The sequence below is a fragment of the Streptomyces sp. NPDC058620 genome, assembly GCF_042717135.1.
Taxonomy (GTDB): domain Bacteria; phylum Actinomycetota; class Actinomycetes; order Streptomycetales; family Streptomycetaceae; genus Streptomyces.
The window spans coordinates 13,627-37,840 of the sequence record NZ_JBHXQO010000047.1 but is presented as its reverse complement, the minus strand read 5'-3'; the positions used below and the strand labels follow the sequence as shown (position 1 = coordinate 37,840).

The window sequence follows — 24,214 nt, the reverse complement described above, 5'->3', positions numbered from 1 at the left end:
GGGAATATCACCCGGACGGCAGAGTTTCGGGACCACTGATGTGCGGCTTCTGGACACCTGATGGATCAATCGGGAAACAGAAGGACCGCTTTACCCTCACATATGACCTGTTGTCCCCTATTTCGGAGGTTCTGACCGATGTCGCCCTCACGTGGTGCTCTCCTGACCGGTGCGGCTGTCACGGCTGCCGCCGCCGTCGCCCTCACCGTCGTCGTCTGGCCGGAGGACTCCGACGACGCGCGCAGGGGCGGCGCGGCGGCCTCACCGGCCCGCGCCACCCCTACCCCCTCTCCCACGCGCAGCTACCCGCTCTCCTCCGCGCCCCGGACCATCCCCGCCGTCCGCGAGCACGAGGCCGCCCGCGGGCCGGGCTGGCAGCCCGGCCGGAGCAGCACGGTCGTCATAGCCGACGGCAGTGACGCGCTCGCGGACGAGGGCAAGCTGCTCGCCAAGGAGCTGAAGATCCGCTACCGGGGCGAGGTCGCCGCCCGTGCGGGCGATGTCGAGCTGGCGCTCGGCACCGCGGGCAAGGGCGACCCCGAGTCGTACACCCTCAGAACCCGCGACCGGCGCGTGACGATCAGCGGCCCCGGCCAGGCGGGGGTCTTCTACGGGACCCGCACGCTGAAGCAGGCCCTGCGCACCGGAGGGGTGGTGCCCGAGGGGGAGATACGCGACAGGCCCGACCGGCCGCAGCGCGGACTCAACCTCGACATCGCGCGCAAGTACTACACCGCGGGCTGGATCGAGGACCGGCTGCGCGACATGGCCGACCTGAAGCTCAACCAGCTCGGACTGCACTTCTCCGACGACCAGGCGTTCCGCGTCGAGTCCCAGTCGCACCCCGAGGTCGTCTCGGCGGAGCACCTGACCCGGGCCGAGGTGCGGCGGATCGTGGCCCTCGCCACGTCCCTGCACATACAGATCGTCCCCGAGATCGACTCACCGGGACACCTCGGCGCCGTGCTCCGCGCCCACCCCGATCTCCAGCTGCGCAACGTGCAGGGCGTGGCGTCCACCGGCTCCCTCGACATCTCGAAGCCCGGAGCGGCGAAGATCATCGACGAACTGATCGACGAGTACACCGAGCTGTTCGGCGGCTCGTACTTTCATCTCGGCGCCGACGAGTACCGTGCGCTGACGGTGCAGAACCCCTCGGCCTCGTACCCGCAGCTGCTGCGCGCCGCCCAGCAGAAGTACGGCGCGCAGGCCGGTATCGAGGACCTCGCCGAAGGCTGGCTCAACGACCGCGCGGCGGTGGTCCGGGGTGACGACAGGACGCCGAAGGCATGGAACGACGGGTTCTTCCGCGACGGAGTCGTCGAAGCGGACAAGGGCATCGAGGTCGAGTACTGGACGGGCAAGGAGATCGGTGCCCGGGAGCCGCAGGAGTATCTGAGCGAGGGCCGGCGCCTGGTCAACCTCAACGACGAGTATCTCTACTACGTGCTCGGCGAGCCCAACCAGTTCGTCTATCCGACGGGGAAGCGGATCTACGAGCAGTGGACGCCGCTCGTCCTGCGCGGCACGCAGCCGGTGAACTCCCGCTACTCCGGGCAGATCCTGGGTGGCCGGTTCGCGGTCTGGGGCGACCTGCCGAACGCGCAGACCGCGGAGCAGGTGGCGCAGGGCATCCGGATGCCGCTGCGGGCGGTCAGCCAGAAGCTGTGGGACCCGCGGACGCCTGAGCTGAGCTGGGCGCAGTTCCAGGACCTGGCCCAGGAGATCGACCGGGCGGGCTGAACGGCGGGCCCGCGCACCGCAACCCCATGGACAGGTCCCGGTGCCGAGGGCTAGGTTCCGCTTGCCGTGCGCTCCGGGGAGGGGTGCCGGCCCATACGCCGGCACCACGCCCTGGGGGGCTTCCACACCATGCTCTGCACCACATGCGGCACCAGACCGGCCGTCACCGCCGACGGGCGCTGCACACTCTGCGCCGGTACCTCCGTCGCCCCGCCGCACGGCCTCATGGCGGCGGCTCCGGTACCGATGGCCGAGGCGCGGCATCAGCTGCGTTCCCCGGAAGGGCTCGCCAAGGCCGTCGTCATCCTGCTCGCCCTCGTCATCGTGACGGACGTGCTCGCCCTCGCCGCCGGGCTGAACGTACGCAGTCTGCTCGGCGCCGCCATCGCGGACGACTTCGAGAGTTTCGACGAGTCCGCGGCGGACCGCGCCGACTGGCTCTACGTCGGCGCGGGCTCCTTCCAGGGCTTGGCGATACTGGCCACCGCCGTCGTCTTCATCATCTGGTTCCGCCGGGTGCGCCTGAACGCCGAGGTGTTCGACGCGAGCGCGCAGCCGATGAAGCCGGGCTGGACGATCGGCGCCTGGTTCGTCCCGATCGCCAACCTCTGGCTGCCGCGCAGGATCGCGGGCGGCATCTGGACCGCGAGCGCCCAGGCCAAGGCCGACGGCAGCCGGCGCACCGTCTCGCAGGCGCCGATGAATCTCTGGTGGGGCGTGTGGGTCTTCTCGGTGCTCTTCTCCCGCTTCGCCTCCAAGCGGTACGAACAGGCCGAGTTGCCGCAGGAGATCATGGACGCGGCCGGGCTTGTCCTCGTGGCCGACGCGCTCGACATCGTGGCCGCGGTGCTGGCGATCCTCTTCGTCCGCGCGCTGACCCGCATGCAGGGGGAGCGGGCCGCGCTCGGCGCCTCCCCGCGATGACCTGAATTCGCCGTCCGTCTCCTGACGTATACCCCTGCCCCACAGCGGCTGCGCCCGCATCAGTGACGATTTTCAGCCACTCGGCGCAGTACGGGGCAAGGGGGATGCCACGTCCCCGAACGAGGGAGACGTCGATGAGCCTGCTGGAACGGATCGCCGAGGCGGACGAGCGGGGGCTGGCCGCGAGCGCGCTCGCCTGCCTCGAACGCTGTCTGCCGCCCGTCGCCGACGGCGGCGGCGAATCCGAACCGCTGCGCCCGCTCTGGGCGAGCTGCGAGGACGGCCGCGAGTGGGCCGCCCGGCTGACGGCCGCCCGTGCGGCGATGACGGACACGGACGGCACGGGCGTGGACGAGACGGCCTCGCCCGTACGGGAGATGCTCCTCGCCGCCCCGTCCGACTGGGCCGCCGAGCCGCTGCGGGAGTGGGCGCGGACCTGCTCGCTGCTCTCGCTGGAGTTCCACCGCCGGTTCGACATGCCCGTGCTCGGAGAGGCGGGCGGGGACGCGGGCGAGGACCCCGCCGGGCGACTGAGGCGCTGGAGCTCCGGTGACACGCGGTGTGCGGGACCCCTCGTGGCGGGGGAGCTCCGGCGCCAGACCGAGATCCTGGAGACCCTCGCGGAGGCCGCGGACCCGGCGGGCGGCGCGAGCGGACTGCGCGGAGCGCTCGACCGGTCGACCGAGGGCCGGCGCGTGCTGCGCGCGGTGATGTCGCGCCGGGCGCGCGGCCGGGCCTGACCGGGGAGCCCCGGACAAAGGCCGGAGCCCCTCGGGTCAGGCCGAGGGGCTCCGGTGTCGGTGGGCGCCCACGAGGGGCGGACCGGCGGGGTGTTGCGGGTGGGTGTTACGGCGCCAGGACGTTCAGCCCGATCCGGATGCCCTTGGGGGCGCCCAGCTGGTACGTCCCGTAGTACACGCTGGTCGAGGGCAGGATGCCCTTGGCGACGATGTTGTCGAGCTGGAGCACGGAGCCGTTGTTGGCGTCCTCGCCGTCCGCGCCGAGGGCCATGTCCGCCCGGGTGTCGCCCGTGAGGTCCGCCAGCGAGACGGACGAACCGAGCCGGTCCTCGGTCTCCGTGACCCCGGGGATGTCCGCGGTGTCCTGGCTGATCACGACGGACCCGGAGCTGGTGGGCCCGGAGGCCGTGCCGCGGACCAGGAGGACGGCCCCGGCGTTGGTGCGGGACGCGCCGGAGCGGGTGATGTCCTCACCCGGAAGACCGGCGAGGATGTCGGCGTACCCGTCGAGGTCGACGTCGCCCACAGAGACCGACCAGCCCATGTTGTCGCCGCTCTCGCCGCCGCCGGGCACCCCGTAGGTGTCCTGGTGGTACAGCTTGCGGCCGGTCGAGGTGAGGCCGGTCGAGGAGCCGTACACGACGGTGACGGCGCCGCCCTTGGCGGTGTGGCCGGACTCGCTGTTGTACGGCTGGCCGACCACGAGGTCGGTGGCGCCGTCGCCGTTGACGTCACCCGTGGCGAGCGAGCGTCCGCCGGGCGCGGCGAGCACGCCCACCCGCTGGAGCCCGGTGGCGGAGCCCTTCAGCCACAGCAGCCGGCCGATGCCGCCCGGGTCGCGGAAGCCGACCGCGACGTCCGTGTAGCCGTCCTTGTTGAAGTCGCCGGTGGCGGAGGTCGGGTAGCCGACGGCGCCGTTGTAGGCGGAGGAGCCGAGGTAACCGGCCTTGGGGGTTCCGGTCCTGCTGTCCCAGGCCCACCAGCGGCCGGGCTTTCCGGGAGCGACGGAGAAGACGTCGTCCATCCCGTCGGCGTTGAAGTCGCCCGCGGCGACCGCGTAGCCGAGCTTGTCCGCGCCCACGCGGGACGAGGTGGTGATCGCGTGGCCCTTGCCGGTCGTGAGGCCGGGGCCGTACATCGCGACGACCGTGCCGTTGTCGGACTGCGAGATGTCCTCGCCCGGCGCACCGATGACCAGGTCCGCGTGGCCGTCGCCGTTCAGGTCGCCCCAGGCGTCGGAGTACCCGAAGTAGTCACCGGCCTCGGAGCCGCCCGGTACCCCCGGGCTGGCCTGGGTGAGCGTGCGCTTCGTGGCCGCGTCGGGGCCTACCTGGCTGCCCGGCAGCACGGTGACCCGGCCGTCGTTGCCCGACGCCTTCGGGAGGCCGACGACCAGGTCGCTGATGCCGTCCCGGTTGAAGTCGGCGGTCGGGATGGCCGAGTTGCGGCCCGCTCCGGTGGCGAAGGTGCGGATCGCGGGCAGCTTGGCGTACAGGGTGGGGCCGGGGCAGACCGTCGCGAAGCCGTCGCGGTGACCGGAGATGGTCTTGAGCGTGGCCTGCTGGCCCTTCTTGTACACACCGGTGTCGGCGGCGGCCGTCAGGGTGACCGAGCCGTTCGGGCTCACGCCGTACTGGCCGAGCTTCCACGCGGCCACCCGGGCGGCCGAGTTGAGGGCGGCCGTGGTGGGCTTGCCCGTCTCGAAGTTGCCGAGCAGCGCGATGCCGGTGGAGTAGGAGTTGAAGCCGTACGTGTGCGCGCCGAGGACGGGCAGGTCGGCGCCGCCCTCACGGCCTTCGAAGATCTGACCGCACTTGTCGACGAGGAAGTTGTAACCGATGTCCTTCCAGCCGTCGTAGTCGTCGGCCGTCGTCGCGGTGTCCTTGCCGCGCGGGGTGACGTGGTATGCGTAGATACCGCGGACGAGCGCGGCGGACTCGGCGCAGCTGTAGTCGTTCGAGCCCACCGTGTGGTGGACGAAGACGGCCTGGACCTTCTCGATGTACTCGGGGTCGCTGTAGTTCGTCGCGAGCGACCTGTCCGGGCCCCAGCCGGCGCGCAGCGTCATCGCGGGCCGGTTCACCGTGGACGGCGGCGCGGTCGGGACGGTCGGCGTGGGCGACGGGGTGTCGGTCGGTGTCGCGGTCGGCGAGGTGGTGTCCGTCGGTGTGGCGGTGGCCGTCTCGGTGGCGGTCTCCGTCGGGGTCGCGGTCTCCGACGCCGTTTCGCTGGGCGTTTCGCTCGGCGTTTCGCTCGGCGTTTCGGCCGAGGTCTCGCTGTCCGTCGGAGTGGGCGTCAGGGTCTCCTCGACGGCGAACGACGCGTTCTGCGCGTCGGCGCCCGGCGCCGCGGCCTCCTTGGCGGTGACGCCCGGGTCGACCAGGGACAGTTCGAGTCCCTTGGGCAGCCCATCGGCGGCCGTGCCGTCGGCACGCACGACGCGCGCCTCGACGGCGTCGGAGGGCCCGACCCACAGCGGCTCCGACATTCCGGGCAGCTTCGCCTCGTCGTCGTCACGCTCCGCGCCGAGGTGCTGCTCCAGGTGCACCTCCAGCCAGCTGCTCCACCGGCCGGTCTCACGGCTGCGGGTGCGTACCTCCGCCGTGCCGTCGACCGTCGCATCCGGGTCCGCCCAGACGACGCCGACCATCGAGAAGGGGTCGGTGTCGGTGCGCGGGAGGGCCCGCTTCGAGTCGCCGGTGCCCTTGAGCGTCAGCTCGTGGACCGACGCCTTACGGGGCTTCGCTCCCTGATCCTCGGGAGCGTCGGGGTTGGCTATGGCGACGGTGACCGCCCCCGCGCCGCCGAGCACGACCGCACCAATGGTCAGCCAGGCGCGGCGCTTCAAGCTCATCGGTCTGTACGCATGCGAACTGCGCGGGCTCAAATGCCCCACCCCTCAAGAGAGTTCAAGTACCCAGAAGTCCATCGAGCCCCACCCGTCACACCGGGCGGCCCGGGGTACCCAGCGAGGCCCAGGGCTCGAACGTCACACCGAATCCCACGAAAGTGATGCGCATCACGGCGGCGACCGGTGGGCCTGTTTCGGGTGCGGTGAGGGTGACGTACGAGGCGGGGGAAAGGTTGTACGAATGTGAGTGGTTCCTGCCGTCCCGGGCCGTGACAACGAACACAGCCGGTTCCGCGTGATGTTTCGGGGCTCCTCGTCGCTGGGTCAGTGTCGGTCGATCGCCGGCACGGCGAAGGGCAGGGGGAATCATGAGTGGGGACGATCGGGCGATGGTGCCCCCAGCCTCGGCGATGCGCGCCTACACGATGGCGTTCGTCACCCGGCTCACGGAGCGCAACCGGCTGCCCCTGAACTACTCCGTCGCCAGTCTCCGGCTCGTCGATCTCGTGGTCGACGGTTTGCGGCGTGACCAGCCGGGGCGGGCCCAGGTGGACGGAATCCTGCTGGGCCTCGGCGCGTACACGGGCGAAGTGATCGTCCGCAGGGCCGGTGGTGAGTGGGTGGACTTCGACGCCACGCAACGGGAGTTGTTCCGGCAGACCGTGGGTGTGCGCATGCCCGACGGGCGGGTGTGGAATCCGCTCGGCAAGGTCGTCAACCGCTTCGAGTCGGGGCCGGAGGAGTCGGTGCAGCGGCTGTATCTCCTGCTGCACGGCCGCTCGGCTCAGCGAAAGGCCTTCTGCGGGTAGCCTGTTCGATTCCGCCGGTAGGAATCCTGTGACGTTTCCGCGCCCGCGGGCGCAGAACGGAAGGGGGCGTTGCCCCGACGGGAGCACGGGCACGGCGGTAGGTGCCGGAACAGGCTTTGAGTAGGGAAGTGTTGGGCACGGGCGGGGAACAGCGCCGCAACGAGAGGTACGACGCCGAGCTCGGCGATGCGGTCGAGCGGGCGCAGCAGGGGGACGAGGAAGCATTCGCCGTCGCGTACAGGCGGGTGCAGCCCGGCCTCCTGGGCTACGTGCGTGGGCTGGTGGGCGAGGACGCCGAGGACGTGACCTCCGAGGCGTGGCTGGAGATAGCCCGTGACCTGGGACGCTTCCGCGGTGACGGGGCCGGGTTCCGCGGCTGGACCGCGATGATCGCCCGCAATCGGGCGCTCGACCACCTCAGGAAGCAGAAGCGGCGGCCCCGCACCACCCTGATCGAACAGGACGTCCTCCAGCTGCCCGGCGGACATGACACCGCCGCCGCGGCCCTGGAGACGCTTTCCACGGAAGCGGCACTGGAGATCATCGGCACGCTGCCGCGCGAACAGGCCGAGGCCGTCCTGCTGCGGGTCGTCGTGGGCCTGGACGGTGCCGCGACGGCGCGGGTGCTCGGCAAGCGTTCGGGTGCCGTCCGCACCTCCGCGTACCGCGGACTCAAGAGACTGGCCGAGCAGTTGTCCCCGGGCGGGACGGGCGCTGTGACAAACAGGACGCGCCGTACGCTGAGGGATGAAGCATGAGAAACGAATCGCAGCGGCAGCCGCAGGCGCCGGACACACCCGAACTCGCCGCGCTGCTCGCGGCGGCCCGGCGTGCGGAGGCGCCCGGCGCGGACGACGAGCTGCGCGCGACCGCCGCCTTCCTGGCCGCGCGGGACGCGGGAGCCCACGCCGTGCGGTCGCCCTGGTGGCGGCGCCGCGACGACTGGCGTCCGGTCGGGCGGTGGCGCGGCGCGGGCTCGGTCCGGGTGATGCTCGGCGGGTTCGTGGTGGCGGCGATGCTGGGCGGGGTCGCGGTGGCCGCCGGTACCGGCGCACTGCCGACGCCGTTCGGTGACCGGGAGAAGAGCGCGCCGGACCCCGTACGCCCCGCGCACGGCACTCCCACGCCCACTGGTGAACACCGCTCCGGCGAGAGCCGGCCGACGCCCGACGGGAGCGTGACGGCGAAGGCGGCGCCGACCGGGCCCGGCTCCCCGCAGCCTTCCGGCGGTACGGACAGGGCGCGGGACGAAGCCGCGCTCTGCCGGGTGTACGCCAAGGTCCGGGACCGCGGAAAGGCGGCGGACGCCACCGCCTTCAGGCGGCTGGAGGCGGCCGCTGGCGACGCCTCGGATGCGGCGGTGACCGCCTACTGCGAGGCGCTGCTCGGCCGGCCGGCGCCGGGCTCGAAGGGCGCCCGGGACCATCCGGACGGCAAGGGGGCGAAGAAGGACGGGCCGGTGCCGCCGAGAGGGACGGACGGCGGAGCTTCCGCCGGAGCCGTCGGCGGGGGCCGGAACGGGGCCGCGAGCGGCAGCAAGGACGGCCCGGCCGCCGGCTGACCGGCGGGAGAGCCTCCTGAGCGGTGCTTCGGTGACCGTGATGCCACGGCGGATGCGCGATGCGGCCGCGACGGGGGAGCGCGATCCGGCGGCCGGCGGCAGTCGGGGCGGCGTTTCCCGTGTCAAAGCGTGTGCTTGGTGCGTGCGTAGTGGCGGCGAGCGCGAGCGCGATCGCGGTTGCCGCAGTCACCGGAGCTGCACCAGCGGCGACTGCTGCTGCGGGTCCGGTCGAGGAAGAACCAGCCGCGACCGGGGCCGTCGCAGCGGCGCACCTGCCTCGGCTTCCGGTCCGTCGCGGCCGTCGACACGAGCCGGAAACCCCTGGCGACAACCGGGGAAGCTATCTACTAATGTCAATGTTAGTAACGTTGTCGTTAGTATCATGCGTGGAAGTCGGCGGACATGGTGGACTTTGTAGGTCGTCGGCAGGAGCTGGCGACATTGGAGCGAGAGCTGCAGAAGGTGGCGGCAGGGGTTGGCGGGGAGCGACCCGGTCGGTGCGTGATGTTGCGTGGGCGGCGCCGGGTGGGCAAGTCGCGACTGGTCGAGCGGTTTGCGGAGCGCTCCGGGGCCCCGTTCTTGTTCTACGCGGCGACCGGTGCGTCCCCTGGAGATGATCTGGCACGGCTCGCCCGGGACGCCCAGGCATCGACGCTGCCGCTGGCGCGGCTGGTGGCCGCCGCACGGCCGGAGAGCTGGGACGCCGCGTTCGACGTGCTGGCTGCGGCGCTGCCCGCCGACCGGGCGAGCGTGCTGATCATCGACGAGGCGCCGTACTTGATGGATGCCGATGGCGCCTTTGAGGGGATGCTGCAACGGGCCTGGGACCGGGCGCTGGAGACCAAGCCAGTGCTGCTGGTCCTCATCGGCTCCGATCTGTCGATGATGGAGGCCCTGAACAGCTACGGACGCCCCTTCCATCAACGCGGCCGGGAGATGGTGCTAGGACCACTGAACCCCGCCGAAGTGGGGCAGATGCTCGGGTTGGAACCGGCGGAAGCCTTCGACGCCGCGCTGGTCACCGGCGGGCTGCCGCTGATCTGCGCAGAGTGGCCGCGAGGTGCAGGGCTGTGGGACTTCCTCGGTGAGGCGCTGAGCGACCCGGTCTCGGCCCTGCTGGTATCGGCCGAGCGCTCGCTGGCTGCCGAATTCCCTCCGCAGGCTCAGGCGCGGACGGTGCTGGCGGCCATCGGCAGTGGCGAGCGGACCTTCACCAACATCGCCCGTGCAGCCGGCGGAATCGGGGCCACGCCCCTGCAGCGAGCGCTGGAGCCGCTTACGAACAAGCGGATCGTCGCCGCGGAGCTGCCCGTATCGCTGCGTCCGTCGAAGGATCGCCGCTACCGGGTGTCAGATCCCTACCTGCGTTTTTGGCTGCACCTGCTCGGCCCGTCCATGGAGGAGATCGAGCGAGGGCGGGGCGATCTGACCTTGGCGCGCATCCGGGAGAACTGGACCAGCTGGCGCGGCCGGGCCGTCGAGCCCCTTGTCCGCGAGGCCCTGGCGCGGATACTGCCCGATGACAGGCTGCCCGCGGCCCCCGCAGTGGGCGGCTACTGGACCCGTACCAACGACGTCGAGATCGATATCGTCGGGGCGGACCGTGCCCCCATCGCCAAGGAACTGCTCTTCGTGGGCTCCATCAAGTGGCTGGAGCAGTCGCCCTTCGATCGGCGCGACCTGGCAGCTCTCCATCGACACCGAGCCGCGCTCACTGGCGATCCTGTTCCAGTCGTGGCGGTCTCGCGCAGCGGAGTCGACTGTCCGGGACTCGATGCCGCCTACGGCCCTGGCGATTTGCTGACCGCCTGGCCGCTGTGAGTGGCGGGTGGCGGGCGAGGCAAGGGAGTTGGGGAGCGCGATCAGGCCGGAGACGTGGCGGAGAAGTCCCGCAGACCTCGGCCCCTTGGGAGGAAGCGCATCGCCTGGGGAGGATCGAGGGAACGCCCGGACGCGTTGGCCACGCGTTGGCCACGGACTCCAACCGTCGAGTCGCCCCCGAAGGCTGTCGCGCCAGCGGTCGATGGCTCGCCGATGGGGCAGCCTGCGTGGAGTCAAGGAGTACGTGATGCAGGACGCCGACGTCGTGGAGTTCCGCTTCAACGTTTGAGCACCACGTCGCTCGCTGGGCGAACACGGAGGCCTGAAGGGCCCACGTTCTCGGTAGTGGACCCTTCTGGCCTGTTCCCTTGTTGGGGCAGCTCCCGTTCATCTGTCGTTCCCCCTCCTGGTCGGCACCGAGGGTGGTACGTTATTAGGTACCATTCGATAGGAGGGGCCAGGTCGTGTCCATAACCGCGAGCGAAGCCCGCAAGGCTCTCTTTCCGCTGATCAAGAAGGTCAACGACAATCACGAGGCCATCGAGATCGTCTCCAAGCACGGCAATGCCGTGCTCGTCTCCGCCGAGGATTACGCCGCGCTGCGCGAGGGCTCGTACTTGCTGCGCTCTCCGGCGAACGCGCGTCGGCTGCTCAAGGCGTACGAGAACGCCCTGGCCCACACCAACGTGTCGGAGCGCGAGCTGATCGATCCGGACTCGGCGGATGCTGGTGCGGGTGCCGCGTGAGGCTTGTCTTCGAGGATCAGGGCTGGGAGGACTACACGTCCTGGCTCAAGAACGACCGCAAAATGCTCGCCCGGATCAACAAGCTCATCGAGGACGTCAAGCGTGACCCGTTCTCGGGAATCGGCAAGCCCGAGCCGCTGAAATACCACTTGCCGGGGGCTTGGTCGAGGCGGATCGACGATGAGCACCGCCTCGTCTACCTGGTTACGCACAGGGAGATCGTCATCCTCGCTGCCCGGTACCACTACTGATCGCTGAGTGCGCGGTGTGTGCTGGGGCGCCCCTCCCCGTGCTGGGATATCACCCTGTTCCGCTTCCACGACCGGGAGCACGGCGAGGCCGCCAGCGATCTGGGCGCGGCGGAGAGCCCCGCCGATGTCGCCGCTGAGGTGTGGCGCCACTTGCCGGGCTACACGATGGCCCGGTGTGGGGTAAGCGCCGAGTGGGGAGTGGGCGGGGCCCGGAAGCTCGCAGAAGGACGGCGCAGCGCTTTGGCCAGGGGGAGGATCGGACGACGCCCGGACGCGTTGGCCACGCGTTGGCCACGCTCGGTCATGCAGAGGTCCCGCGCCCTGGGTATTACCTGGTCAGAGCGGGGGAAATGGGACGACGACCGGGGCCGCCACCCCCCACAGGAGAGGCCCCGGCCGTCTTCCACGAGGCCGCGTAACAGCCCCGTACTCATCTCAGCGTCGCGGGTGCGTTTTCTGTCACACCGCATCATGTCGGCAAGCTGTTGCGAGTTGTACAAGTCATGGACGTGGCACCGGGCGAGCACGTAGCGTGCTGAGTCGCGCAGAGTGGCGCAGCAGTGGTGACCAGCTGCGATTCATGACAGCAGGGCAGGTTGAGGGAGTGCTGGGGGACGACGCGGAGCTGACTGCCGCGGTGCTCGCGGCACAGGACGGGGACGAGGACGCCTTCCGTGCTGTGTACCGCGCTGTGCAGCCAAGGCTGTTGGGCTACATACGGACACTGGTCGGGGACGCGGACGCCGAGGACGTGGCGTCGGAGTCCTGGCTGCAGATAGCCCGGGACCTCGACCGGTTCAGCGGTGACGCCGACCGCTTCCGGGGGTGGGCGGCACGGATCGCGCGCAATCGCTCGCTCGATCACCTGCGGATGCGGAGCAGACGTCCTGCCATCGGCGGCGACGAGACCGAACTGACCGGCAAACCAGCCGAATCCGACACGGCGGACGAGGCGATCGAGGCGCTGGCCACCGGCCGCACCATGTCCCTCATCGCCCAGCTTCCCCAGGACCAGGCCGAAGCCGTCGTCCTGCGGGTGGTCGTCGGCCTCGACGCGAAGAGCGCGGCGCAGACGCTCGGAAAGCGCCCCGGCGCCGTACGCACCGCCGCTCACCGCGGACTCAAGCGGCTCGCGGAGCTGGTCGGCGCGGACAACGGCGTGGACGGCAGTCATTTGGACGGCGGTCTTCCGGAGGGCGGCCCCGCCGGTGCGAGACCGGGCGCCTCGGACGAGGACGGCACCACCACGGGCAAGGCCGCGGAACTCGGAGCTGTACCCTCGCAGCGCCCGGCCCGCAACGGTGTGGCGGCTCCCGCCGGTGTCACCCACGGTGTGACGCATTCGCGTCCGTGGACGCAGAAGGACATGTGATGGCCGACGAGCGGTACGAATGGCTCGACAAGGACGCGGCGGAGCAACTGCTCCGCGGCGAGCCGGTCGAACCCGCCGACGACCGCGCCCGCACCGACGCCCTGCGCCTCGCCGCCGCACTGGACGCGGCCAGGAACCTGCCGCCGGCCGGTGGCGAACTGCCCGGGGAGACCACGGCGCTCGCCGCGTTCCGCGAGGCGGCGCACACCCGCAGGCAGAGCGGCGCGGCCACGGGGCGGGCCACCCCGAGGGCGCAGGGCGCCAAGGCGGGGCCCAAGGCGGGGCTGTCCACGGCAGCACAGGACAGGCTTCCGTCCGTACGGATGGGAGGCGGGCGCCCGCCCGCCGGCCGCAGGCCGCGCTGGAGCCGCCCCACCCGCTACGGCTTCGTGCTCTCGCTCGCGGGCTGCGCGCTCGGCGGGGTGGCGGTCGCCTCGGGTGCCGGGATGCTCCCCGGACCGTTCGACGGCCAGGGCTCGCCGCTCCCCGCCGCATCCGTATCGTCGGCGGCCTCCCCGGAGGCACTGGCCTCCGAACTGCCGTCGGCCCAGGGCCCCTCCCTCAGCCCGCCCGGCACGGCCCCCGGCCCGCGTACGTCGGAACCGTCCGGGGACTCCGCACCGGGAAGCGGCCCAAGCGGCCGCGACAGCGACGACGACTCCGCGGAGAGTCCGGGCGCCGGCGGGGGCGGTCCGGACGAGTCCGGGAACTGGCGGCGCCCCGGGGACGAGGCCGACGAGAACCACACGCCGGAGCGACCCGGCGATGCCGGCTCCCGCGAGGTGTACGAGAAGGCCGCCAAGGCGTGCCGGGACTACCGCGCGGGCACGCTCGACCGGGCCACCAAGCGCCGCCTCGTCGAGATGGCCAAGAGCGAGGACAACCTGGACCGGTTCTGCGCGCGCCTCGACGACAAGGACAACAGGAACGGCGGCACCGAAGAGAGCGGCTCCGACTCCAGCGAACCTGACAGCGCCCCGGGCTCCGACGGCCGAGGCAGCGGAGACAGCGGCAGCGGCGGCGAACCGGGCGAGGGCGGTTCGGGCGCGCTCCCGTCGATCTCCTTCCGTACGGCCCCGCCGTCCCCCGACGCGTCTCCGGACCCGTCCTCCCACGCGAGCGCGGGCACGGGCACGAGCACGGGCGCCGGCTCCGCTCCTGCGGCGTCCGCCTCCGCCGTTGCCTCCTCCCGCTGAGTCCCGTTCACTCCCTCGGGCGACCGCCCGGACCACAGGTGTGACATTTTTCGGCGGTCAGGCGCAGTACTGAGTGAGCCGACTGGTCATCGGCCGCGCAATGAGCCGGGGTTCCCCCCGTACCTTCGGCTCAGCGCACCTGGCGCGGGCGGGACACGTTCCCCCGGTCCCGCCCGCGCCCCTTACCTACCGCCTCGCCCACCCGGCTCACCAGTAGACGACGACCTTGTCGCCGTTCTTCACCTGGGCGAAGAGCGAGGCGATCTTCCCCTCGTCCCGGACGTTCACGCAGCCGTGCGAGGCCCCGCTGTAGCCGCGGGCCGCGAAGTCAGGCGAGTAGTGGACCGCCTGGCCGCCGCTGAAGAACATCGCGTACGGCATCGGGGTGTCGTAGAGCGTCGAGACGTGGTGACGGGACTTCCAGTACACGGAGAACGTGCCCTCGCGGGTGGGCGTGTACTGCGAGCCGAACCGCACGTCCATCGACGAGAGGACCCGGCCGTCGATCATCCACGACAGCGTCCGGCTGTTCTTGCTGATGCACAGCACGCGGCCCGTCATACAGCGCTCGTCGGGCTTGGCCGCGGGGCGTCCGGTGGGCGGGGTCAGCTCGGCGGCCGTCGGCTTCCGCGTCATCCCGAGGAGCTTCTGCCAGGTGACGGTGTCGGTCCCGCCCGTGCGGGGAAGGCCCCGCTTGCCCTGGAAGGACCGCACGGCGCTGACGGTGACGGACCCGTAGTAGCCCGTGGGGGAGCGGTCGAAGTGGCCGATCTGGCGGAGGCGGGCCTGGAGCTCCCGTACCTGCGCGCCCTGGGAGCCCGTCGATATCAGGGTCCTGGGTTTCACAGGTGCCTCGGTGGTCTTCGTCGGCGACGGCTTCGGCGGGGCCGTGGCGGACGGGCTCGCGGCCGGACTGCTCGCCCCGCCGCCCGGGTTCGCGGCCGGACTGCTCGCCCCGCCGCCCGGTTTCGCGTCGGCGGTGGGGTCCGTCGTCGCCGGGGGTGCCACCCGCTGAGCCCCGCCGACGGTCTCCGGCGTACAGCCCGTGGCCAGGGCGGTGACGGCGAGCATCCCGACGGCGACCGCCGCGGTGGTGCGCCGTCCGCGGCCCTTCGCGCTCACGCTGGTGCCTGTCATCCGCTGCCCCCTGGGCTCGTCCACTGCTCCGGTATCTCCCTGGACGGATTCCCGTCCTGCCCGGTTGCCGAATCCTGCGCATGATGGGGAGCGTCGGTCCGGACCCGGGCAGGTCCTGTGAGCAAGGTCCCAGCCGGTGGCTCTCCGCCGCCCGGCCGGCCGCCGCTAAAGTCCGTCGCGAACCTCGACACCCCCAGGCCGGCATGCACGGGAGGCACAGCACATGACGCGTGAGTCCGAGTCGGGACTGCCCATCGAGCCGGTCTACGGACCGGACACCCTCGACGGCTGGGACCCGGCCGAGAAGCTGGGCGCGCCGGGCGCGTACCCCTTCACTCGTGGTGTCTACCCCAGCATGTACACCGGCCGTCCGTGGACGATGCGGCAGTACGCGGGCTTCGGCACCGCCACCGAGTCGAACGCCCGCTACAAGCAGCTGATCGCCAACGGCACGATGGGCCTCTCCGTCGCCTTCGACCTGCCCACCCAGATGGGCCACGACTCCGACGCGCCCCTCGCGTCCGGAGAGGTCGGCAAGGTCGGGGTCGCGATCGACTCGATCGACGACATGCGGGTGCTGTTCGGCGGGATCCCGCTGGACAAGGTGTCGACGTCGATGACGATCAACGCCCCCGCCTCCCTGCTGCTGCTCCTGTACCAGCTGGTCGCGGAGGAGCAGGGAGTCCCGGCGGAGCGGCTCACCGGCACGATCCAGAACGACGTGCTGAAGGAGTACATCGCGCGGGGCACCTACATCTTCCCGCCGAAGCCGTCCCTGCGGCTGATCGCCGACATCTTCAAGTACTGCCGGGACGAGATCCCGAAGTGGAACACCATCTCCATCTCCGGTTACCACATGGCGGAGGCCGGCGCCTCGCCCGCGCAGGAGATCGCGTTCACTCTGGCCGACGGCATCGAGTACGTCCGTACGGCCGTGGCCGCCGGCATGGACGTCGACGACTTCGCGCCCCGGCTCTCCTTCTTCTTCGTCGCCCGTACGACGATCCTCGAAGAGGTCGCCAAGTTCCGTGCCGCCCGCCGGATCTGGGCGAAGGTGATGAAGGAGGAGTTCGGCGCGGAGAACCCGAAGTCGCTGATGCTGCGCTTCCACACCCAGACGGCGGGCGTCCAGCTCACCGCCCAGCAGCCCGAGGTCAACCTGGTGCGCGTCGCCGTGCAGGGGCTGGCGGCCGTCCTCGGCGGCACGCAGTCGCTGCACACCAACTCGTTCGACGAGGCGATCGCGCTCCCCACCGACAAGTCCGCCCGGCTGGCGCTGCGTACGCAGCAGGTCCTGGCGTACGAGACGGACGTCACCGCCACCGTCGACCCGTTCGCCGGGTCGTACGTCGTCGAGAAGATGACCGACGACGTGGAGGCGGCGGCCCTGGAGCTGATGCTCAGGGTCGAGGACATGGGAGGCGCCGTCAACGCGATCGAGCGCGGCTTCCAGAAGGGCGAGATCGAGCGCAGCGCCTACCGCGTCGCGCTGGAGACGGACAGCGCGGAACGCGTGGTCGTCGGCGTCAACCGCTTCCAGCTCGACGAGGAGGAGCCGTACGAGCCGCTGCGCGTCGACCCGGCGATCGAGGCCCAGCAGGCGGCCCGGCTGGCGAAGCTGCGCGCCGAACGCGACCAGGGCGCGGTGGACGCCGCGCTGGCGGAGCTGAAGAAGGCGGCGGGCGGTACGGACAACGTCCTCTACCCGATGAAGGACGCGCTGAAGGCGCGGGCGACGGTGGGCGAGGTCTGCGACGCGCTGCGGGAGGTCTGGGGGACGTACGTCCCCACGGACGCGTTCTGAGACGGGCGCACCGCCTCGGCGGCCCCTGTCGTGAGACCCCAGGACGGAGTGTCGTACCCGCGTGCGACACTCCGTTCATGCTGGGTGTCACCGATCTTCCGACCTATCTCGCCGGCCTGGTGTTGATCATTCTGCTGCCGGGGCCCAATTCGCTGTACGTGCTGTCAGTCGCCGCCCGCCGCGGCGTACGGACCGGCTATGTGGCAGCGGCCGGAGTCTGGACAGGGGACACCATCCTGATGACGCTGTCCGCGCTGGGCGCCGCCTCCCTGCTCCAGACGACGCCGGTGCTCTTCGCCCTCGTCAAGTACGTGGGCGCGGGCTATCTGACCTGGCTGGCCATCGGGATGCTCCGGGCCGCCGTGTCCATGTGGCGCGACCGGCGCAGGCAGCTGGAGGAACTGGCGGCGGAGACCGGGGCACCGGCCGCGGCCGGTGCGATGGAGCGGCCCTACCGACGGGCCCTGGTCGTCAGCGTCTTCAACCCGAAGGCGATCCTGTTCCTGATCTCCTTCTTCGTGCAGTTCGTCGACCCGGGCTACGCCTATCCGGCCCTGTCCTTCCTGCTCCTGGGCACGCTGCTCCAGGTCGCCAGCTTCCTCTACCTCTCGATGCTGATATTCGGCGGCACCCGCCTGGCCGCCGTCTTCCGCCGCCGCAAGCGGCTGTCGGCCGGGGCCACTTCGGCGGCGGGTGTGCTCTTCCTCGGCTTCGCGGCCAAGCTCTCGTTCAGCAGCGTGTGAGCCGTCGCCGGACCCTGCCGGCGGTCAGTGGTGCCAGGCTTTGCCGCCCACGTTGTGGATCATGCGCTGCAGGACCTTGAGGGCGGCGACGAACTCCTCGTCCGGAATCCCGGCGTGGATCTCCGCGCTCGCCCGGCCGACCCGTTCGGCCGCCTCCGCGCGCAGGGCGTGGCCCGCGGCGGTCAGCCGCAGCCGGGTGGTGGCGTCCTCGGTGACCAGGCCCCGGTCGATGAGGGTGTCGATCTCGGGCTCCAGCGCGTCCCCGACGTTCAGGTAGCCGCGGAGCATCGCGACCACCTCGGCGCGCGGCCTGCCCGCCTCGTCCGCGTCGACGAGCTGGTTGAGAACCCACCAGGGCGGCTGGGTGAGGCCGTGCTCGGCGAGAGCGGCGCGGATGTGGGTCACGGTGGCTTCGTGGGCGGCCCAGCTCCAGTAACCGATGGGCTGCCGTGCGAGTCCCGCGTCATCGTGTGAGTAGTTCATGGCCGCAACCGTAGAAGCTCAAGCGGACTTGAGGTCAAGGCCCTGCCGCACGGAGGGGCGGGCGTCCGGTGTCACACCGGCGTCGCCCAGAGTTCATCCTCTGTCGCAGCAACGGCCACTCGGCCCTCGACGCCTTTCATTAGCTTGGGCGGCTACATGATCGAAGGCGAGGGCCGGCGTGCCAAAACTGTCCGTTGTCGTACCGCTCCACAATGTCGCCCCGTACGCCGACACCACCCTGGGAAGTCTGGCCCGCAACACGGACGCGGACGTCGAGTTCGTGCTGGTCGACGACTGTTCCACGGACGCGACACCGTCCGTCATCGACCGCTGGGCCGGGCGGCTCCCGCAGGCCCGCGTCATCAGACACGACACGAACGTGGGCATCGCCGCCGCGCGCAACAGCGGGATCGAGGCCGCGAGCGGTGAATACCTCACCTTCCTCGACGGCGACGACTGGTACGCCCCGGGCCACCTGTCCCAGCTGCTGCGCGCCGCCGAGGAGCTGGACGTCGACTTCGTCCGTAACGACCACGTTCAGTCGACGGACACCACCCGTGTCATCCGCCGTGCTCCCGCACGCGTCCGGGACGAGGCGGTCGACCCGCGGGCCGGGATCGCGTACCCCGACATGGAGACGATGGTCGACTACCCCTTCGTGTGGGCCGGGCTCTACCACCGCCGGCTCTTCGAGGACGGCGCCATGCGCTTCGACGCCGAACTGCGCACCGCCGAGGACCGCCTGTGGACCTGGCGACTGCATCTGCGGGCGCGGAGCTACGCCGCCCTGGGGCTCTACGGGATCTTCTACCGGCGCGGAGTGACCACGTCACTGACCCAGATCAAGGACTCCCGTCAGCTGGACTTCTTCCCCGCCTACGACACCCTGCTCAGGGAGCTCGCACAGGACCGGGACGCGGACCTCCTGCTGCCCAAGGCGGTCCGTACGTACTGCGCGCTGATCGCCTTCCACGGCGAGCGGTCCACCGACTACGAGGCCGCGACCGCACGCCGGCTGCGACTCGCGTCGACCGGCGCTCTGCACCGCATGCCCCAGCAGGTGCTGGACCACACCCTGAACACGATGGACACCAAGCGCAGCACAGTGCTCCGGCGCCTGCGTGACAAGCAGAAGGCCGTCTGACCCATGCCCACGCGCACCCAGATCTTCCAGGTGTCGACCCTGTACGGGGCCGCCACGCTCGCCGCCGCGCTCGACGCGGGGCAGTTCGGACCACCGTCGGACAGCCGCCGCATCCTGCTGGTGTGCAACAACGCGGCGGTCCCTGAGGCGAGTCCCGGCCTGGACGAGATGCGTGGTTACGACCGCATCGCCGCCCGCTTCGACACCGTCATCAGCTGGAACGAGGCGATCCGCCCGTACCACCCGAACGGCTGGGGCCCGCGCGCCGAGGAGACCGTGCTCTGGCAGCGTGCCTTCCGGCTGGCCTGGGACCTGGGCGAAGGCCCCGTCGAACTGGCCCTGGAATCCATCCAGGTCAACCCGGCCCGGGCACTCGCCGCGATCTTCTCCGAGAGCCCCCTGCACGTGTACGCGGACGGGCTCATGAGCTACGGGCCGACCCGCAACAAGCTGCCGGTGGCGCTGGGCTGCCGCATCCGGCGCGTCCTGCATCTCGACCTGGTCCCCGGACTCAGGCCGATGCTGCTCTCCGAGTTCGACGTGGAGCCCGAGCTCGTACCCGCCGACGCCATGCGCAAGGTCCTCGGTGAGATCGCCGGGTCCGCGGACGGCGACCGGCAGCTCACCGAGGTGGTGGCCCAGGCGCCCACCGCCGTACTCCTCGGGCAGTACCTCGCCGCGCTCGGCATCCTCACCGCCGAGGAGGAGGAGGACCTGCACATCCGCATGCTGCGGGGTGCGGCCCGGGCCGGTCACACGTCGATCCTCTTCAAGCCGCACCCCACCGCCCCCGCCCGCTACTCCGAGGCGCTGGACGGCGCGGCGGCCGAGGCCGGGGTCCGGCTCACCACGATGAACACCCCGCTGCTGGCCGAGACGCTCTTCGAGCGGTGCGCGCCCACGCTCGTCGTCGGCTGCTTCTCCACCGCGATGCTCACGGCCGCGGCGTACTACGGCATCCCCGTCGCCCGCGTCGGCACGGGCCCGCTGCTGGACCGGCTCACCCCGTACGAGAACAGCAACCGCGTGCCGCTGACGATCGTCGACCACCTCGTGCCCGATCTGGAGCAGCACGCCGCCGACGGGGTGCCCCCGCTGCCCGGCAGCGCCCCGGACACCCTCGCCCCGCTGGTCCGTACGGTCGGCTACTGCATGCAGTCCCGCCTCCATCCCGGGCTGCGCGGAGAGGCCGAGGCGTGGCTGCGGGAGCGGCTGGACAGCAGCACGCAGCACTACTTCAAGCGGCGCCGCCTCGGAAAGCTGTCGCTGCCCGGCGGCAGCGTCCAGGGCGCCGCGGTCCGACTGCGCCGGACCGCCCGGCGTACCCGCGCCGGCCTGGGCTTCTGAGGACTTCGATGTCATCCACCGCCCCCGTCACCACCGTGACCCCGGACGCCGTCGCTCCGGCCGGCCGGCCCGAGCGTGAACACCGGTACGACGTCGACCTGATCAGGCTGCTGGCCTCCGTGGGAGTGATCCTCTGTCACTCCGGCTCCGCGTTCCTGGACGCCGTGGGGCGTACGGAGGCGGGCGGGCCCGGCGTGTACTGGGCCGGGATCGTCGGCGACTCCGCCAGCCGGTTCGCCGTGCCGATGTTCTTCGCGATCGCCGGCTGGGTGATCCTGGTCGGCGCCCCGCCGAAGGACGGCAGGCGGCTGCGGCAGCGGATCGTGCGCATCCTCGTGCCGCTCGGCGCCTGGACGGTCATCTACCTCGCCTGGGGCAGATGGCGCGGCACGAACGACGGTCCGGTCACCGGGCTGGCGCGCGACGCGCTGTTCGGCTCCGTCCGGCCCGCGTTCCACCTCTGGTACCTGTACGCCTACGTGCCCGTGATCCTGCTGCTGGCCTTCGTCGTGATGGTGAAGTCGGGGAAGCGGCCGTGGGGCCTCGGTGCCGCCCTGCTCGGACTCGCGCTGGCCCCGGTGCTGCTCGGTGACGTGGGCCGGGTCACCGGCTGGGACATGCCCCGGCTCGGCTGGACGTTCGCCCCGTACCAGCTCGTGTACGCGGCCGCAGGTGCGCTGCTGGTGGCACTGCCGGCCGGGGCCGCGGGCCGGTGGCGCGCCCTGTGGGTCCTGCCGGCGGTGGCGGGGTTCGGGGGAGTGGTCTGGTACCAGCACGACATCCACTACGCGATCCCGTACGGCAGCCTGTTCGTCGCCCTGTTCACGGGTGGGGTGCTGCTCTCGCTGCACCGGCTGCGGATTCCCGGGCGGCTGCGCCCGCACCTGGTCCGGCTGGGCAACGCCTCGTTCGGCGCCTATCTCGTCCATCTGCTGGTGCTGACCGCGCTCTCGCGGTGGTTCATCTCCGACGGCCTCGGGACGGCCGCGGCGGCGGCCGCTCTCACCGGACTCGTCGCGGCGACCACGCTGCTGTCCTTCGGCGCGGCCCTCCTCTGGGGCCGCCTGGGCCTGACCCGCCTGCTGGGCTGAGACCCGGACGCACGGAAGCCGGGCCCGCGCTGAGAAGCGGGCCCGGCTTCCGCACGCTCAGCGCCGGACGGTCCGTCCCAGCCGGCGCGCCCGTCCCGCCGCCCTGCGCAGGGCCGGGCTGCGGGAGAGGGCGGCGAGCCTGCCGGGCAGGCCACCGGGGAGACCGAGCACCGTCAGCCTGCGGCGCGGAAAGAGCTCCTGCTCGGCGGGGGTGATGCCGTCCGCGAGATACGCGGTCGCCGCGGGCCGCAGCTCGGCATGGATGCGGGGCTGTGCCACGAACCCGAGTGCGATGACGAGCCGCCCGGGGTTGGCGGGCGCCCGCGTCAGCCGCGTCTCCAGTTCCGGGAGCAGGGTGTGGGCGAGGACCACGGGGACCCGGTCGCCGTGCTCGAACGGGGTGAGCCGTTCCAGCACCTCCCGCGTCCCGGTGCTCGCCACGTCGAGACCGTACAACTGCCGTGCGGTGAAGAGCGCGGCGGAGACGCAGCCGACGACGAGCGCGGGCCGCACCTGCTCGAACAGCGTCTCCGGAAGCAGGGACGGATCGAGCACGGTCAGCTCCGCACCCAGCCGTTCGGCCTCCGACTCCAGCGGGCCGGGCCGGTGGGCCGGCGCGGTGGCATGCGGGCTGAGGACCAGGCTCCGGTGCCCGAGCGCGACGGCGCCGCGCAGCATCCGCAGCCGCACCTCCTCTTCCTCCTCCGGGCCGACGCCCGGGAGGTGTTCTCCGATGAGGAGCGCCGGAGCGCGGTAGGGAACCTCCGGCGCGGGCGAGGCCGCGCCGACCTTCCGGAAGACCGCGCGGACGGCGTCGTCCGGAATGACCTCGGCCTCCACACCGAACTCCGTGAGCAGCAACGGCTTCACACCCGGGACCAGCCCGAGGTGCAGGAGCCGGCGCACCCGCGTGCCCAGCAGCGGGTCGAGCTTGCTCCCGGTGGGCCCGTAGCCCGCCAGCCCGTCCTCGTACACATGCACGGGTGTGCCGAGGAAGATTCCGGTGACGGCGACGGCCGGTCCCGCCTCGACGGAGTCGACGGTCAATTCGAGGTCGTCGTCGTCGAGTTGCCACAGCCGGCGCAGATGGCGTTCCCACAGCGGGGCGTCACTGGGCCGGGGCGACCAGCCCGACGGGTGGAACGGCGCGATCGCCGCGTTCCAGGAGAGCACCTCGTCGAACCGGTCGCGGAGCGCGTCGAAGCCCGGCAGCTCGTCGAAGGAAGGGCTGACCTCGGGCTCGGCGGCCCTGTTGCTGACGAGGAGAACCCGTCGGCGGGCGGGACGGAAGCAGCCCGCGTCGATGGCGGCGGCCAGCGTCGCCGCACCGTGCAGGGTGGACGCGCAGAAGATCTGAGTGGTCATGCCGCCGCACCCGTGCCCGTGGTGGGACGGCGGCGCAGCCGCCGCAGCCGGGAAGCCCTGTCGATGCCCATGGAGTCGATCGTCTCTTCCAGAATGTCCTGCGGCATACGGCGCAGTGCGGCGGCGCTCATCGAGCGGAGCTTGCGGGCCACGCCGGGTTCGAGAGCGGAAATGTTGCCCAGATGATGGGAGATGACGGCGCAGTAGGTACGGACCGCCTTCGGAAGAAGCGTTTCCGCCTCCCTGTCCTGAGCGGTTTCCTCGATGACCTGATCGAAAGCGCGAATGAAATCGAGCTGCCGTATGTCCCCGGCCTGGGTGAGGGAGGACGCGACGCCCCGCCGGTAGAAGACGCCGAGCAGGCCGACGGCCGCGAAGGAATCCGCCTCCCGGTGCAGCCGCCAGATCCACGGCCGGTCCTCCGCGGTGCGCAGCCCGTGCGTGAAGTGGATCAGCCCGCGGTCGACCAGCCGGCGGTGGTAGACCCCGGCCCAGGCGTACGGATAGTCGACGGAGGTGGTGCGGCCGGCCGGGAGGATGGCCTCGCGCGGACTCATCGGGACGTCCCGCAGACCGTGCGGAACCCGGCGCACCGCACGGGACTTGCCCTTGCACTGCACATGGTCGGTGCGCAGGAAGTCGCAGTCCAGCCGGTCCATCGCGGCGACCAGGCCGGCGCAGTGGCCGGGGGCCAGCCAGTCGTCACCGTCGAGGAAGGTGACGTACTCGCCCCTCGACGCGTCGAGGCCCGTGTTGCGGGCCGTCGCCAGCCCCTCGTTGCGCTCGTGGCGTCTCAGCACCACCCCGGGGATCTCCTCCCGCGCGCGGCGCAGGAGGTCCGGCGTCCCGTCGGTCGAACAGTCGTCGACGAGGATGAACTCGAAGTCCTCCCGGGCATTGGCCCGCAGGCTTCTCAGGGTGTCGGGCGCGTATGTCTGCACGTTGAAGAACGGCACGATGACGGAGAGCTTAACCACCCGCATCACGCTAGGGCCGACCCCGGCATTTGCCCTGTCCCCAGCAAGGATGCTGAGTGAACGGCGAATGTCGGAATGATGAACCAGGTTGATTACAAAGGAATTTCAG

General features: G+C 71.3%; 23 protein-coding genes. 16 read left to right on the top strand and 7 right to left on the bottom strand.

What is annotated here, in order from left to right; genetic code table 11:
• Positions 1-138 precede the first annotated feature (138 nt).
• From ACFWSK_RS29755 to ACFWSK_RS29745, 3 genes are all read left to right on the top strand, one after another.
• The gene (locus tag ACFWSK_RS29755) at positions 139-1,743 is read left to right on the top strand and encodes a glycoside hydrolase family 20 protein (RefSeq protein WP_383792746.1); all 1,605 of its coding nucleotides are present in this window, start codon (positions 139-141) and stop codon (positions 1,741-1,743) included.
• A 129-nt stretch (positions 1,744-1,872) separates the two neighbouring features.
• The gene (locus ACFWSK_RS29750; protein ID WP_383792743.1) at positions 1,873-2,667 is read left to right on the top strand and encodes a DUF4328 domain-containing protein; all 795 of its coding nucleotides are present in this window, start codon (positions 1,873-1,875) and stop codon (positions 2,665-2,667) included.
• A 134-nt stretch (positions 2,668-2,801) separates the two neighbouring features.
• Positions 2,802-3,407, top strand: a complete 606-nt coding sequence (locus ACFWSK_RS29745; RefSeq protein WP_383792741.1) for a hypothetical protein — start codon at positions 2,802-2,804, stop codon at positions 3,405-3,407.
• A 106-nt stretch (positions 3,408-3,513) separates the two neighbouring features.
• Here the strand turns inward: ACFWSK_RS29745 and ACFWSK_RS29740 are convergent, their stop codons facing one another.
• Together ACFWSK_RS29740 and ACFWSK_RS29735 are read right to left on the bottom strand one after the other, a co-directional pair.
• Positions 3,514-6,261 carry an FG-GAP-like repeat-containing protein gene (locus tag ACFWSK_RS29740; protein WP_383792738.1) on the bottom strand — a complete coding sequence of 916 codons (2,748 nt, stop codon included), beginning with the start codon at positions 6,259-6,261 and terminating at the stop codon, positions 3,514-3,516.
• Positions 6,262-6,349: 88 nt separating this feature from the next.
• Positions 6,350-6,541: a hypothetical protein gene (locus tag ACFWSK_RS29735; protein WP_383792735.1), complete on the bottom strand. Its 192-nt coding sequence runs from the start codon at positions 6,539-6,541 to the stop codon at positions 6,350-6,352.
• Between the two features lie 85 nt (positions 6,542-6,626).
• Between ACFWSK_RS29735 and ACFWSK_RS29730 the strand changes: the two genes are divergently transcribed.
• From ACFWSK_RS29730 to ACFWSK_RS29720, 3 genes are all read left to right on the top strand, one after another.
• The gene (locus tag ACFWSK_RS29730) at positions 6,627-7,067 is read left to right on the top strand and encodes a hypothetical protein (protein WP_383792732.1); all 441 of its coding nucleotides are present in this window, start codon (positions 6,627-6,629) and stop codon (positions 7,065-7,067) included.
• A 131-nt stretch (positions 7,068-7,198) separates the two neighbouring features.
• The gene (locus ACFWSK_RS29725) at positions 7,199-7,825 is read left to right on the top strand and encodes an RNA polymerase sigma factor (protein ID WP_383792787.1); all 627 of its coding nucleotides are present in this window, start codon (positions 7,199-7,201) and stop codon (positions 7,823-7,825) included.
• Positions 7,822-8,628, top strand: coding sequence for a hypothetical protein (locus ACFWSK_RS29720; protein ID WP_383792729.1), 807 nt, complete (start codon positions 7,822-7,824; stop codon positions 8,626-8,628). The genes ACFWSK_RS29725 and ACFWSK_RS29720 overlap by 4 nt, the downstream gene beginning before the upstream one ends.
• A 122-nt stretch (positions 8,629-8,750) precedes the next feature.
• On the opposite strand, the gene ACFWSK_RS29715 is transcribed toward ACFWSK_RS29720, so the two are convergent.
• Positions 8,751-8,900: a CGNR zinc finger domain-containing protein gene (locus tag ACFWSK_RS29715; RefSeq protein WP_383792785.1), complete on the bottom strand. Its 150-nt coding sequence runs from the start codon at positions 8,898-8,900 to the stop codon at positions 8,751-8,753.
• Between the two features lie 130 nt (positions 8,901-9,030).
• Between ACFWSK_RS29715 and ACFWSK_RS29710 the strand changes: the two genes are divergently transcribed.
• The 5 genes from ACFWSK_RS29710 to ACFWSK_RS29690 all read left to right on the top strand — a co-directional run bounded on the left by ACFWSK_RS29710 (position 9,031) and on the right by ACFWSK_RS29690 (position 14,014).
• Positions 9,031-10,449 carry an ATP-binding protein gene (locus ACFWSK_RS29710; RefSeq protein WP_383792727.1) on the top strand — a complete coding sequence of 473 codons (1,419 nt, stop codon included), beginning with the start codon at positions 9,031-9,033 and terminating at the stop codon, positions 10,447-10,449.
• A gap of 464 nt (positions 10,450-10,913) precedes the next feature.
• On the top strand, positions 10,914-11,195 hold the full coding sequence (locus tag ACFWSK_RS29705) for a type II toxin-antitoxin system Phd/YefM family antitoxin (RefSeq protein ID WP_383792724.1): 282 nt from the start codon (positions 10,914-10,916) through the stop codon (positions 11,193-11,195).
• On the top strand, positions 11,192-11,446 hold the full coding sequence (locus tag ACFWSK_RS29700; protein ID WP_383792721.1) for a Txe/YoeB family addiction module toxin: 255 nt from the start codon (positions 11,192-11,194) through the stop codon (positions 11,444-11,446). The genes ACFWSK_RS29705 and ACFWSK_RS29700 overlap by 4 nt, the downstream gene beginning before the upstream one ends.
• Before the next feature lie 604 nt (positions 11,447-12,050).
• The gene (locus ACFWSK_RS29695) at positions 12,051-12,818 is read left to right on the top strand and encodes an RNA polymerase sigma factor (RefSeq protein ID WP_383792782.1); all 768 of its coding nucleotides are present in this window, start codon (positions 12,051-12,053) and stop codon (positions 12,816-12,818) included.
• A complete protein-coding gene (locus ACFWSK_RS29690) occupies positions 12,818-14,014 on the top strand; it encodes a hypothetical protein (protein ID WP_383792719.1) in 1,197 nt (398 codons plus the stop codon). The genes ACFWSK_RS29695 and ACFWSK_RS29690 overlap by 1 nt, the downstream gene beginning before the upstream one ends.
• A 207-nt stretch (positions 14,015-14,221) precedes the next feature.
• Here ACFWSK_RS29690 and ACFWSK_RS29685 read toward each other — a convergent pair whose 3' ends face one another.
• Complete coding sequence (locus ACFWSK_RS29685) at positions 14,222-15,151, bottom strand: L,D-transpeptidase family protein (RefSeq protein ID WP_383792716.1); 930 nt, start codon at positions 15,149-15,151, stop codon at positions 14,222-14,224.
• Positions 15,152-15,374: 223 nt separating this feature from the next.
• On the opposite strand from ACFWSK_RS29685, the gene ACFWSK_RS29680 reads away from it, so the two are divergent.
• Complete coding sequence (locus tag ACFWSK_RS29680) at positions 15,375-16,955, top strand: methylmalonyl-CoA mutase (RefSeq protein WP_383792714.1); 1,581 nt, start codon at positions 15,375-15,377, stop codon at positions 16,953-16,955.
• Between the two features lie 77 nt (positions 16,956-17,032).
• Positions 17,033-17,698, top strand: coding sequence for a leucine efflux protein LeuE (gene leuE / locus ACFWSK_RS29675; RefSeq protein WP_383792711.1), 666 nt, complete (start codon positions 17,033-17,035; stop codon positions 17,696-17,698).
• 24 nt (positions 17,699-17,722) lie between these two features.
• Here the strand turns inward: leuE and ACFWSK_RS29670 are convergent, their stop codons facing one another.
• Entirely contained in the window at positions 17,723-18,181 is a 459-nt protein-coding gene (locus ACFWSK_RS29670) for a MarR family winged helix-turn-helix transcriptional regulator (RefSeq protein WP_383792709.1), read from the bottom strand.
• Positions 18,182-18,359: 178 nt separating this feature from the next.
• On the opposite strand from ACFWSK_RS29670, the gene ACFWSK_RS29665 reads away from it, so the two are divergent.
• From ACFWSK_RS29665 to ACFWSK_RS29655, 3 genes are read left to right on the top strand one after another with little or no spacing between them, the layout of a single operon-like run.
• Complete coding sequence (locus tag ACFWSK_RS29665; protein WP_383792706.1) at positions 18,360-19,325, top strand: glycosyltransferase family 2 protein; 966 nt, start codon at positions 18,360-18,362, stop codon at positions 19,323-19,325.
• Between the two features lie 3 nt (positions 19,326-19,328).
• Positions 19,329-20,672 (top strand): polysialyltransferase family glycosyltransferase, encoded by a 1,344-nt coding sequence (locus tag ACFWSK_RS29660; RefSeq protein ID WP_383792702.1) that lies wholly within the window; start codon positions 19,329-19,331, stop codon positions 20,670-20,672.
• Between the two features lie 8 nt (positions 20,673-20,680).
• Positions 20,681-21,763 (top strand): acyltransferase, encoded by a 1,083-nt coding sequence (locus tag ACFWSK_RS29655; RefSeq protein ID WP_383792699.1) that lies wholly within the window; start codon positions 20,681-20,683, stop codon positions 21,761-21,763.
• A gap of 57 nt (positions 21,764-21,820) precedes the next feature.
• Here the strand turns inward: ACFWSK_RS29655 and ACFWSK_RS29650 are convergent, their stop codons facing one another.
• Together ACFWSK_RS29650 and ACFWSK_RS29645 are read right to left on the bottom strand one after the other, a co-directional pair.
• The gene (locus ACFWSK_RS29650) at positions 21,821-23,128 is read right to left on the bottom strand and encodes a polysialyltransferase family glycosyltransferase (RefSeq protein WP_383792696.1); all 1,308 of its coding nucleotides are present in this window, start codon (positions 23,126-23,128) and stop codon (positions 21,821-21,823) included.
• Positions 23,125-24,105: a glycosyltransferase family 2 protein gene (locus ACFWSK_RS29645; protein ID WP_383792693.1), complete on the bottom strand. Its 981-nt coding sequence runs from the start codon at positions 24,103-24,105 to the stop codon at positions 23,125-23,127. Before ACFWSK_RS29645 ends, ACFWSK_RS29650 begins: the two co-directional genes overlap by 4 nt.
• Positions 24,106-24,214 lie beyond the last annotated feature (109 nt).

Excerpts from the sequence above, each read along its gene's own strand:
- ACFWSK_RS29755 (WP_383792746.1), top strand. The coding sequence starts at position 139 with ATGTCGCCCTCACGTGGTGCTCTCCTGACCGGTGCGGCTGTCACGGCT.
- ACFWSK_RS29750 (WP_383792743.1), top strand. The coding sequence starts at position 1,873 with ATGCTCTGCACCACATGCGGCACCAGACCGGCCGTCACCGCCGACGGG.
- ACFWSK_RS29745 (WP_383792741.1), top strand. The coding sequence starts at position 2,802 with ATGAGCCTGCTGGAACGGATCGCCGAGGCGGACGAGCGGGGGCTGGCC.
- ACFWSK_RS29740 (WP_383792738.1), bottom strand. The coding sequence starts at position 6,261 with ATGAGCTTGAAGCGCCGCGCCTGGCTGACCATTGGTGCGGTCGTGCTC.
- ACFWSK_RS29730 (WP_383792732.1), top strand. The coding sequence starts at position 6,627 with ATGAGTGGGGACGATCGGGCGATGGTGCCCCCAGCCTCGGCGATGCGC.
- ACFWSK_RS29720 (WP_383792729.1), top strand. The coding sequence starts at position 7,822 with ATGAGAAACGAATCGCAGCGGCAGCCGCAGGCGCCGGACACACCCGAA.
- ACFWSK_RS29710 (WP_383792727.1), top strand. The coding sequence starts at position 9,031 with ATGGTGGACTTTGTAGGTCGTCGGCAGGAGCTGGCGACATTGGAGCGA.
- ACFWSK_RS29690 (WP_383792719.1), top strand. The coding sequence starts at position 12,818 with ATGGCCGACGAGCGGTACGAATGGCTCGACAAGGACGCGGCGGAGCAA.
- ACFWSK_RS29685 (WP_383792716.1), bottom strand. The coding sequence starts at position 15,151 with ATGACAGGCACCAGCGTGAGCGCGAAGGGCCGCGGACGGCGCACCACC.
- ACFWSK_RS29680 (WP_383792714.1), top strand. The coding sequence starts at position 15,375 with ATGACGCGTGAGTCCGAGTCGGGACTGCCCATCGAGCCGGTCTACGGA.
- leuE (WP_383792711.1), top strand. The coding sequence starts at position 17,033 with ATGCTGGGTGTCACCGATCTTCCGACCTATCTCGCCGGCCTGGTGTTG.
- ACFWSK_RS29670 (WP_383792709.1), bottom strand. The coding sequence starts at position 18,181 with ATGAACTACTCACACGATGACGCGGGACTCGCACGGCAGCCCATCGGT.
- ACFWSK_RS29660 (WP_383792702.1), top strand. The coding sequence starts at position 19,329 with ATGCCCACGCGCACCCAGATCTTCCAGGTGTCGACCCTGTACGGGGCC.
- ACFWSK_RS29655 (WP_383792699.1), top strand. The coding sequence starts at position 20,681 with ATGTCATCCACCGCCCCCGTCACCACCGTGACCCCGGACGCCGTCGCT.
- ACFWSK_RS29650 (WP_383792696.1), bottom strand. The coding sequence starts at position 23,128 with ATGACCACTCAGATCTTCTGCGCGTCCACCCTGCACGGTGCGGCGACG.